Origin of the sequence: Pantoea sp. Morm (assembly GCF_016643525.1) — a bacterium.
GTDB classification, from domain to species: Bacteria; Pseudomonadota; Gammaproteobacteria; order Enterobacterales; family Enterobacteriaceae; genus Pantoea; species Pantoea dispersa.
The window spans coordinates 1-9255 of the sequence record NZ_VOQX01000135.1 but is presented as its reverse complement, the minus strand read 5'-3'; the positions used below and the strand labels follow the sequence as shown (position 1 = coordinate 9255).

Below are 9255 nucleotides of genomic sequence, written 5' to 3'. Positions count from 1 at the left end.
TGCGGCATCAGTTAGTGAACTGGCAACGCCAGCAGCCGCAGCTGCACGTGCGCGCATTACACGTGCATCATGGTTTAAGCCCCAACGCCGATCGCTGGGCGGCGCACTGCCAGCAGCAGTGTCAGCAGTGGCACATTCCCTGTGAGGTGCTGCGCGTGCAGGTGGACGCTCGCGCCGGCGGTATCGAAGCCGCAGCCCGCACGATGCGCTATCAGGCGTTATTCACACACCTGCAACCCGGTGAGTACTTACTTACTGCTCAGCACCTCGATGACCAGGCTGAAACGCTGCTGCTGGCGCTGAAACGCGGCAGCGGTCCGGCTGGTCTGGCGGCGATGCCGCAGCAGCGGCAGGTTAACGGCCACTGGCATCTGCGCCCGTTGCTTAACCTCAGCCGTCAGCAGCTGGAAACTTACGCTGTCGGGCACCAGCTGGACTGGATTGACGATGAGAGCAACGCTGACCGTCGCTACGATCGCAATTTCCTGCGCCAGGACGTGCTGCCGCTGCTGCAGGCGCGCTGGCCGCACTTCAGCGCGGCCAGTGCCCGCAGCGCAGCGCTATGCGGTGAGCAGGAGCAACTGCTGGATGAGCTGCTCAGCGAGCAGCTGGCGCAGCTGACCGATGCCCAGGGCGCACTGCATTTTACGCCGCTGCTGGCCTGTAGCGAGGCACGGCGGCACGCGCTGCTGCGGCGCTGGATTAGCGAACGCGGCGGCGCAATGCCCGCGCGCGACGCGCTGCAGCGCATTACCGATGAGGTGATGCACAGCCGTGAAGATGCGCAGCCGTGTCTGCGCTTTGGCGCGCACGAACTGCGGCGCTACCGGGAGCGGCTTTACTGGCTGCCGCGACAGCACTCACTGAGTCAGCACTCGCTAACCTGGCAGCCGCTGACGCAGCCATTAATTTTGCCTGATGGGCTGGGTGAACTGCGCGCCAGCCCGGCGCAGGCGGAACTGCGCCAGCCGGCGGCGGATGAGCAGGTTATTGTGCGCTTTCAGGCCCGCGGCTATCACCATGTTGTCGGCCGGGCTGGTGGTCGCGAAATGAAAAAACTGTGGCAGGAGCTGGGCGTCCCGCCGTGGCAGCGTGAACGCATTCCGTTGATTTACTACAACCAGACGCTGATTGCCGCGCCGGGGCTGTTTGTCACCCGCGCAGGCGCGGCGGGCGAGACGCAAGGCTGGCAGGCGATCTGGTCAACACCCTAAAAAGGAACAGCAATGATGAAACAGTGGATGGTCGCGGCGCTACTGGCTGCTGCGCTGCCGGCGTTTGCGCAGGGCGACGTCAAGGCCGGCGCGCAGAAAGCCGCCAGCTGTATGGCGTGCCATGGCTCGGAAGGTAAGAGCGCGGTGCCGCTTTACCCTAATCTGGCCGGGCAGCATGCGCCCTACCTGCTGCATTCGCTGCAGGCTTACAAAAAAGGCGAGCGCAGTGGCGGTCAGGCAGAGGTAATGAAAGCCTTTGTGGCCGGGTTGAGCGATCAGGATATGGATGATTTAGCGGCGTACTACGCTTCGCTGCAGCCTTAAGCGAGGTGGGCGGGAATAGCTTTCCCGCCCGGGGAGAGATTATTCGTCTTCGCTGACGATAACGGTGCCCAGCTCAGGATGGCTGAAGCTGGCGATGTGGTCGAGACGCAGCTCGCGCGTTTCACCGGAGAGGTCGACCGCAAGATACTCGACGTTTTTACGTGAGACCATGTCCACGGCTTTCGCTTTCAGCTGGTCGCCGTTTTTGAGCTCCAGCGACAGCGTCCAGTGTTTGGTACAGGCGAGCTCGAGGTTGTCGTAGTCATCACAGTTGATGGGTTTGTAGGCTTCATTCGTCAACATAGTCGCTCACCAATAAGTTTGCAGCGGCATACGCTGCCTGTTCCCTGACAGAAGAGTTTAGCGCAGAATTAGCGGCAATATCATTGAGTGCTTTCAGTGCGCATCCGATCGCGTCTGGCACATACCCCAGGTCGCCGCTGCCAATCCCGGCATACTTCTGGCGAACTAACTCACAATACTTTTGCACATACACCTCCTCAGCAGAGCATCAATACTCTGGTTGATATGCGACTATATCACAGGGGTTCGCTGGAAATCAGCCAGGGGGCGCAGGGAAGGTGGCAAAGAAAGGGCAAAAAGTGACAGCCAGCACTGGTCTTAGCCAGCCTGGCGGCGCACAAAAGGTTAAGTTGATGAACAGGTTATTTCCGGATACAACCGCGCTGATAACGGCAGGTGGCAGATGATTGTGCTGTCACGTAGTGTTTCAATTGCGGACAATGAAGTGGAGCTCAGTGCCATTCGCGCTCAGGGCGCGGGCGGCCAGCACGTCAATAAGACGTCGACCGCTATCCATCTGCGCTTCGATATTCACGCCTCGTCGCTACCGCCGTTTTATAAACAGCGGCTGCTGGAGGCGAACCACCATTTGATCAGCGCCGATGGCGTGGTGATTATCAAAGCGCAGGAGTATCGCAGCCAGGAGATGAACCGCGAAGCGGCGCTGCAGCGGCTAATCAACCTGATACGCGAGCTGACAACGGTGGAGAAAGTGCGCCGCGCGACGCGCCCGACGCGGGCGTCCCGAGAGCGGCGGCTGGAAGGTAAATCACGACGCAGCAATGTGAAGGCGCTGCGCGGCAAGCTACGCTAAAAAAAACGCCTCCGGCAGGAGGCGTCAGGGGATTACTTGTTGAGGGCGCGGCTGAGGAAGTCGACGATGTCGTGCTGCTTGATCATCTGCTTCTCGCTGGCGGCGCGGGCTTTGTACTCGATCTCCTGGTTATCCAGGTTGCGATCGCCAATCACGATAGTGTGCGGTACGCCGATCAGTTCCATATCGGCGAACATCACGCCCGGACGCTCTTTACGATCGTCAAGAATGACATCGATGCCTTTGGCGCGCAGCTCGTTGTACAGCTGTTCCGCCAGCTCTTTCACGCGGAAGGATTTGTGCATGTTCATCGGCAGAATCGCCACTTCGAACGGTGCCAGCGCCGCTGGCCAGATAATCCCGCGCTCGTCGTGGTTCTGTTCGATAGCCGCCGCCACGACGCGGGTGATACCGATACCGTAGCAGCCCATGGTCATGATCTGGTTGCGACCATCTTCACCCTGTACCGCTGCTTTCATCGCGTCCGAATATTTGGTGCCGAGCTGGAAGATGTGGCCGACTTCAATGCCGCGCTTAATCATCAGCACGCCTTTGCCATCCGGGCTCGGATCGCCTTCTACCACGTTACGAATATCTTCTACGCGTGCTTCTGGCAGATCGCGGCCCCAGTTGATGCCGGCATAGTGCTGGCCATCAATGTTGGCGCCTGCCGCGAAGTCACTCATTTTTGCCACGGTGCGGTCAGCAATCACCGGGATGGTCAGACCGACCGGACCGAGAGAGCCAAAACCGGCACCGATGGCGGCGCGAATCTCTTCCTCGCTGCCCATTTCCAGTGGCGCGGCCACAATGTCCAGATGCTCGGCTTTGATTTCGTTGAGCTCGTGGTCGCCGCGTAACAGCAGCGCAACCAGCGAATGACCGCTCTCTTCGCTGGCTTTCACGATCAGCGTTTTCACCGTTTTTTCTACCGGGATCTGGTGCTGTTCGACCAGCTCGGCGATGGTTTTCGCGTTTGGCGTAGCGAACTGCGTCAGCACCTGCGTTGCCGCCGGGCGTTCACCGGCAGGAGCCAGCGCTTCGGCTTTCTCAATGTTGGCCGCGTAATCGGACTCGCTGGAGAAGATCACATCATCTTCACCACTCTGCGCCAGCACCTGGAACTCATGCGAGCCGCTGCCGCCAATCGAACCGGTATCGGCCTGCACGGCGCGGAAATCCAGCCCCATGCGGCTGAAGCTCTGACTGTAGGCGCGGTACATCGCATCGTAAGTTTCCTGCAGCGACTGCTGCGAGGTGTGGAATGAGTACGCATCCTTCATGATGAATTCGCGCGAACGCATCACGCCAAAACGCGGGCGTACTTCATCACGGAATTTGGTCTGGATCTGATAGACGTTGAGCGGCAGCTGCTTATAGGAGCTCAGCTCGTTGCGGATCAGGTCGGTGACCACTTCTTCATGGGTCGGACCCAGCACAAACGGACGTTCGTGGCGGTCTTTAATGCGCAGCAGCTCCGGGCCGTACTGCTCCCAGCGTCCGCTCTCTTCCCACAGATCGGCTGGCTGAACCACCGGCATGGAGATCTCAATCGCACCGGCGTTGTTCATCTCTTCGCGCACGATGTTTTCAACTTTTCGCAGCACGCGAATACCGGTCGGCAGCCAGGTATAGAGACCGGAAGCCAGTTTGCGGATCATACCGGCGCGCAGCATCAGCTGGTGGCTGATCACTTCAGCATCGGAAGGCGTCTCCTTCAGGGTGGAGAGCAGATATTGAGTAGTACGCATTAATTTACGATTCCAGTTGTACGGAAGGATACGAACAAAAAATTTGCTGGCGGCTAGTGTACCAGCGAGATCCGTCACTCAAAAGCTTGTTTTAGCGTGGATCGAGCGCGATCACCTCGGTTCCCGCCGCGTCAATGCGCCAGCGCACATTAAAGTCGAGCAGCCACGCGGCATATTCACGGCCAGGGCTTTCACCTTTGCGATAAGCCGGACGCGGATCCTGCGCCAGCACTTCAGTGATAAAGCGCGCCAGCTGCGGGTAGTGACGTTGCTGCAGCTGCAGCTGCTGCTGCGCCTGCGCGGAGAAACGCACCGGCATGCTGGCGTCGGGCGCGCTCTGAGCGAACCCCGCGCGCGCCTCAGGCAGCGCTTCGGCGAAGGGCAGGTAAGGCTTGATATCCACCACAGGGGTGCCGTCCACCAAATCGAGGCTGCCTAATTGCAGAATCACCTGTTGCTGCTCGCAGCGGATGCCTTTGAGCTCAACCAGCGACATGCCGATAGGATTGGGGCGAAAGGTCGAGCGGGTGGCAAATACGCCCATGCGGGCATTACCGCCGAGGCGCGGCGGGCGTACGGTTGGGCGCCAGCCGCCGGCCATGGTCTGGTGAAAGACGAACAGCACCCACAGATGGCTGAATGCCTCCAGTCCACGCACCGCTTCAGGCTGATTGTACGGCGCCAGCAGATGCAGTTCGCCACCGCCGTCCTGCACCAGACCCGGCTGGCGCGGTACGGCAAATTTCTCTTTCCACGGCGAACGGATCACGCCGATTTGCGCAAAGGCAAATTCACTCATTGATTCGAGACTTTCAGCGCGGAGCCCTGGCATACGGCCTGGCGATAGCAGCCTGGCGTGCTGGAGACAATTTCACACTTGTGCAGCAGCACGGCGTTGGCTTTCATGCCGGCCGCTTTAATCTGCAGGCGTTTACGCGCGGTATTGAGGTTCGGCGGTGAGTCCTGGGTGCTGCTCTGGCAATCATCACCCGACACTTCGCCCAGATCGCGGAACGGATTGCTGACCAGATCGGTCGCATCGGTATAGATCTTCACCGGGGCCGGACGCGCAGCCGGTTTGCGTTGAGGTTCGCTGGTTGATTGCTGCGGGCGAGACGGAGCACTGCTTATTGGGTGATATTCACGCACGCACCCGGTCAGCATCAATGCCAACAAGCAGAGCGGTAAAAAACGCATGGCAACATCCTCATGTAATAAAAAGTGGCGTTATTGAAACAAGGACGACCAGAAATAACAAGTCAGCTGCCACATGCTGAAATAGAAAGGGCGGCCGAAGCCGCCCTGCACCGCATGAAAGGGATAATTACCAGCCTTTCACTGCGCCGCCGTTGAAGATTTTGTTGGCGGCTTCAGACACTTCGTCTGACTGATAAGCCTCAACAAACTTCTTCACGTTCTCCGCGTCTTTGTTGTCTTCGCGGCTAACGATCAGGTTCACGTACGGCGAGTCTTTATCTTCTACGAAGATGCCGTCCTTCGCCGGGGTCAGGCCAATCTGGCTGGCGTAAGTGGTGTTGATCACCGCCAGCGCAATTTGCTGATCGTCGAGTGAACGTGGCAGCTGTGGCGCTTCCAGCTCAACAATCTTCAGGTTCTTTGGATTCTCAGTGATATCCAGTGAGGTTGGCAGCAGGCCCACGCCATCTTTCAGTTTGATCAGGCCCACTTTCTGCAGCAGCAGCAGAGAGCGACCGAGGTTGGTTGGATCGTTCGGGATAGCGATCTGCGCACCGTTCTGCAGCTCATCCAGCGATTTGATTTTTTTCGAGTAGCCGGCAATCGGATAAACGAAGGTGTTGCCGACCGGCACCAGTTTGTAGCCGCGGTCTTTGATCTGCTGATCGAGGTACGGCTTGTGCTGGAAGGCGTTAACGTCAATATCGCCTTTGCTCAGTGCTTCGTTAGGCAGCACGTAATCGTTAAAGGTAACCAGTTCAACATCGAGACCGTATTTCTCTTTCGCGACTTTCACGGCAGTTTCCGCAACCTGCTGCTCAGCCCCGACAATCACACCCACTTTAATGTGGTTGGGATCTTTCTCTTTCTGATCGCATCCTGCCAGCGCAATCGCGCCAATCAGAGCACCCACAGCGGCAATCTTTTTAAATGTGAAAGACATATCCTTTCCTTAATAGAGGACTATTGATGTTGTTTGCTTATTTATGTGACACCGCACGCACGATGCGGTCACCACAGAACTGAATTAAATACACCAGCACCACCAGCAAAATCAGCACGGTATTCATCACGGTGGCGTTATAGCCGATGTAACCATACTGATAGCCAATCTGGCCCAGACCGCCCGCGCCCACAGCACCACCCATGGCGGAGTAGCCCACCAGCGTAATCAGGGTAATTGTAGCGGCATTCACCAGCCCTGGCAGCGCTTCCGGCAGCAGCAATTTACGCACGATCTGCAGCGGTGTGGCACCCATGGCGCGCGAGGCTTCAATCAGTCCGGTCGGCAACTCAAGCAGCGCATTCTCCACCATACGGGCGATAAACGGCGCCGCGCCTACGGTCAGCGGAACGATGGCCGCCTGCAGACCAATGGAAGTGCCGACGATGGCGCGGGTAAACGGAATCATCCACACCAGCAGGATAATGAAAGGAATAGAACGGAAAATATTGACGATGGCTGACAGCACGCGATACAGCGCAGTGTTGGCCAGAATCTGCCCCGGACGCGTGACGTACAGCAGTACGCCAACCGGCAGGCCAAGCACAAAGCCAAAGAAACCAGAAACGAAGGTCATCATCAGCGTTTCCCAGACGCCACGCGTCAGTAACCACAGCATCGCTTCAGACATAACCCAGCACCTCTACTTTCACATGATTTTCTTTCAGCCAGGCAATAGCGGCTTGTGTATCTGTTTCACTGCCGTCCATTTCGGCCAGCATGATGCCGAACTTCACGCCACCGGCGTAATCCATCTGGGCACTGATAATGTTGTTATTGACGTTGAAACGGCGCGCGGCTTCTGACAGCAGCGGCGCATCCACCGATTTACCGGTGAACTCCAGCCGCAGCAGTGGCACGCTCTCGCTGCCCGCGCTCGCCTGCATGCGCTGCTGGTAATCATCCGGAATATCCAGATGCAACGTTGACTGAATAAACTGCTGGGCCAGGGGCGTTTTCGGATGCGAGAACACTTCGCTGACGCTGTCTTTTTCAATCAGTTCGCCGTTGCTGATCACCGCCACCTGATCGCAGATGCGTTTCACCACATCCATCTCGTGAGTAATCAGCAGAATAGTGATGCCGAGACGACGGTTGATGTCTTTCAGCAGCTCCAGAATCGAGCGGGTGGTGGCCGGGTCCAGCGCGCTGGTGGCTTCATCACACAGCAGCACCTTCGGATTGCTGGCCAGCGCACGGGCAATCGCGACGCGCTGTTTCTGACCGCCGGACAGATTCGCCGGCCAGCTGTCGTGTTTGTCCGCCAGACCGACCAGCTCCAGCAGCTCGCTGACGCGCTTTTTGATCGCTTCGCGTGACAGGTTACCCAGCTCAAGCGGCAGCGCAACGTTGCCCGACACGGTGCGGGAGTTCATCAGGTTGAAGTGCTGGAAGATCATGCCAATCTGGCGGCGCGCCAGCGTTAACTGCCCGGAAGAGAGCGCGGTGAGCTCCTGACCGTCAACCAGCACGCGACCGGATGTCGGGCGCTCCAGCAGATTGACGCAGCGGATGAGCGTACTTTTACCGGCACCGGATGAACCGATGACGCCATAAATTTGTCCGGCAGGCACGTGCAGGCTAACGTTTGACAACGCCTGAATAGTGCGTGAACCCTGCTGGAACACTTTGGTGATATTTTCGAGTTTAATCATTAGTTTAATTGTTATCGTGTTGCGTTGTCCGTGGTGTATCGGTTTTCGCGCCGCCGGGGCAGGCGAAATCTGGATGGATGGTAAGGCATCCAGACGGCTAAATCAATCAAAGTCATTCAATCTGCCATTCTCACGGTATGCGCAATCATGCGATACTGCGCGGCACTATTTGCAGCAGGAGTTTCTACGTGGCGAACCCAGTCCCGGCTATTTTTCTCGATCGTGATGGCACCCTGAATGTCGATCACGGCTATGTTCATGAGATCGATAATTTTCAGTTTATTGATGGCACCATTGAAGCGCTGCAGGCGTTAAAGAAGATGGGCTACGCGCTGGTGCTGGTGACCAACCAGTCTGGCATCGCGCGCGGCATGTTTACCGAAGATCAGTTTATGCAACTCACCGAGTGGATGGACTGGTCTCTGGCCGATCGCGATGTCGATCTCGACGGCATCTATTTCTGCCCGCATCTGCCTGATGCAACGGTCGTGGAGTACCGCCAGACTTGCGATTGCCGCAAGCCGCAACCGGGCATGCTGCTTTCGGCACAGAAACACCTGAACATCGATATGGCGGCTTCTTATATGGTGGGCGATAAGCTGGAAGATATGCTGGCAGCGAAGGCGGCAGGTGTGGGAACCAAAGTGCTGGTGCGCAGTGGTAAGCCGGTCACCGCCGAAGGCGAAGCGGCTGCGGATTGGGTGATTGATAGTCTCGCAGAGCTGCCGGCGCGCATGAAAAAGGCCTGAAATCAGGCCTTCTGCACAAATCTTAAGCGAACAGTAAAAAAGTTGAAATTTGCACTTGCGCTTCCATAAGTTCGCCCTATAATGCGCCACCACTGAGACGGCAAAGCGGCAACGCAGGCGGCTCAGCAGGGCGTGAAGCGATTCACCCCGCCGGAGAAAAACGCTGAAAAAAGTGTTTGACTCTGAAGGAGGAAAGCGTAATATACGCCACCTCGCGACAGCAGGCCGAACGCCGCGTCGCACCG

Annotated in this window: 12 protein-coding genes; 4 read left to right on the top strand and 8 right to left on the bottom strand. The window is 57.7% G+C overall.

Annotated features, from left to right (window positions below; all coding sequences use genetic code 11):
• Both tilS and FT726_RS24920 read left to right on the top strand, forming a co-directional pair.
• Window positions 1–1214 (top strand): tRNA lysidine(34) synthetase TilS (gene tilS / locus FT726_RS24925; protein WP_346303639.1); only part of this gene is annotated, 1214 nt, incomplete at its 5' end.
• A gap of 15 nt (window positions 1215–1229) precedes the next feature.
• On the top strand, window positions 1230–1538 hold the full coding sequence (locus FT726_RS24920; RefSeq protein WP_264251746.1) for a cytochrome c: 309 nt from the start codon (window positions 1230–1232) through the stop codon (window positions 1536–1538).
• Between the two features lie 39 nt (window positions 1539–1577).
• On the opposite strand, the gene rof is transcribed toward FT726_RS24920, so the two are convergent.
• Both rof and FT726_RS24910 read right to left on the bottom strand, forming a co-directional pair.
• Window positions 1578–1841, bottom strand: coding sequence for a Rho-binding antiterminator (gene rof, locus FT726_RS24915; protein WP_021507471.1), 264 nt, complete (start codon window positions 1839–1841; stop codon window positions 1578–1580).
• Entirely contained in the window at window positions 1828–2028 is a 201-nt protein-coding gene (locus FT726_RS24910) for a YaeP family protein (protein ID WP_021507470.1), read from the bottom strand. The genes rof and FT726_RS24910 overlap by 14 nt, the downstream gene beginning before the upstream one ends.
• 216 nt (window positions 2029–2244) lie before the next feature.
• Between FT726_RS24910 and arfB the strand changes: the two genes are divergently transcribed.
• Window positions 2245–2655 carry an alternative ribosome rescue aminoacyl-tRNA hydrolase ArfB gene (gene arfB, locus FT726_RS24905; protein WP_021507469.1) on the top strand — a complete coding sequence of 137 codons (411 nt, stop codon included), beginning with the start codon at window positions 2245–2247 and terminating at the stop codon, window positions 2653–2655.
• Between the two features lie 32 nt (window positions 2656–2687).
• On the opposite strand, the gene proS is transcribed toward arfB, so the two are convergent.
• The 6 genes from proS to metN all read right to left on the bottom strand — a co-directional run bounded on the left by proS (window position 2688) and on the right by metN (window position 8261).
• Complete coding sequence (gene proS / locus FT726_RS24900) at window positions 2688–4406, bottom strand: proline--tRNA ligase (RefSeq protein WP_346303638.1); 1719 nt, start codon at window positions 4404–4406, stop codon at window positions 2688–2690.
• 91 nt (window positions 4407–4497) lie between these two features.
• Complete coding sequence (gene tsaA / locus FT726_RS24895; RefSeq protein ID WP_264249336.1) at window positions 4498–5205, bottom strand: tRNA (N6-threonylcarbamoyladenosine(37)-N6)-methyltransferase TrmO; 708 nt, start codon at window positions 5203–5205, stop codon at window positions 4498–4500.
• The gene (rcsF, locus tag FT726_RS24890) at window positions 5202–5603 is read right to left on the bottom strand and encodes an Rcs stress response system protein RcsF (protein ID WP_021507466.1); all 402 of its coding nucleotides are present in this window, start codon (window positions 5601–5603) and stop codon (window positions 5202–5204) included. The genes tsaA and rcsF overlap by 4 nt, the downstream gene beginning before the upstream one ends.
• A gap of 127 nt (window positions 5604–5730) precedes the next feature.
• Window positions 5731–6546 (bottom strand): MetQ/NlpA family lipoprotein, encoded by an 816-nt coding sequence (locus tag FT726_RS24885; protein ID WP_021507465.1) that lies wholly within the window; start codon window positions 6544–6546, stop codon window positions 5731–5733.
• A gap of 37 nt (window positions 6547–6583) precedes the next feature.
• The gene (locus FT726_RS24880; protein ID WP_346303637.1) at window positions 6584–7237 is read right to left on the bottom strand and encodes a methionine ABC transporter permease MetI; all 654 of its coding nucleotides are present in this window, start codon (window positions 7235–7237) and stop codon (window positions 6584–6586) included.
• On the bottom strand, window positions 7230–8261 hold the full coding sequence (metN, locus tag FT726_RS24875; protein WP_127833709.1) for a methionine ABC transporter ATP-binding protein MetN: 1032 nt from the start codon (window positions 8259–8261) through the stop codon (window positions 7230–7232). Before metN ends, FT726_RS24880 begins: the two co-directional genes overlap by 8 nt.
• Window positions 8262–8449: 188 nt before the next feature.
• Here metN and gmhB point away from each other — a divergent pair, with 188 nt between their 5' ends.
• Window positions 8450–9010 carry a D-glycero-beta-D-manno-heptose 1,7-bisphosphate 7-phosphatase gene (gene gmhB / locus FT726_RS24870; RefSeq protein WP_021507462.1) on the top strand — a complete coding sequence of 187 codons (561 nt, stop codon included), beginning with the start codon at window positions 8450–8452 and terminating at the stop codon, window positions 9008–9010.
• Window positions 9011–9255: the final 245 nt, after the last annotated feature.

What these genes read in the sequence shown, in the direction of transcription:
- arfB (WP_021507469.1), top strand. Translation starts at nt 2,245, where the DNA reads ATGATTGTGCTGTCACGTAGTGTTTCAATTGCGGACAATGAAGTGGAG.
- proS (WP_346303638.1), bottom strand. Translation starts at nt 4,406, where the DNA reads ATGCGTACTACTCAATATCTGCTCTCCACCCTGAAGGAGACGCCTTCC.
- metN (WP_127833709.1), bottom strand. Translation starts at nt 8,261, where the DNA reads ATGATTAAACTCGAAAATATCACCAAAGTGTTCCAGCAGGGTTCACGC.
- FT726_RS24920 (WP_264251746.1), top strand. Translation starts at nt 1,230, where the DNA reads ATGAAACAGTGGATGGTCGCGGCGCTACTGGCTGCTGCGCTGCCGGCG.
- FT726_RS24880 (WP_346303637.1), bottom strand. Translation starts at nt 7,237, where the DNA reads ATGTCTGAAGCGATGCTGTGGTTACTGACGCGTGGCGTCTGGGAAACG.
- tsaA (WP_264249336.1), bottom strand. Translation starts at nt 5,205, where the DNA reads ATGAGTGAATTTGCCTTTGCGCAAATCGGCGTGATCCGTTCGCCGTGG.
- rof (WP_021507471.1), bottom strand. Translation starts at nt 1,841, where the DNA reads ATGTTGACGAATGAAGCCTACAAACCCATCAACTGTGATGACTACGAC.
- rcsF (WP_021507466.1), bottom strand. Translation starts at nt 5,603, where the DNA reads ATGCGTTTTTTACCGCTCTGCTTGTTGGCATTGATGCTGACCGGGTGC.
- FT726_RS24885 (WP_021507465.1), bottom strand. Translation starts at nt 6,546, where the DNA reads ATGTCTTTCACATTTAAAAAGATTGCCGCTGTGGGTGCTCTGATTGGC.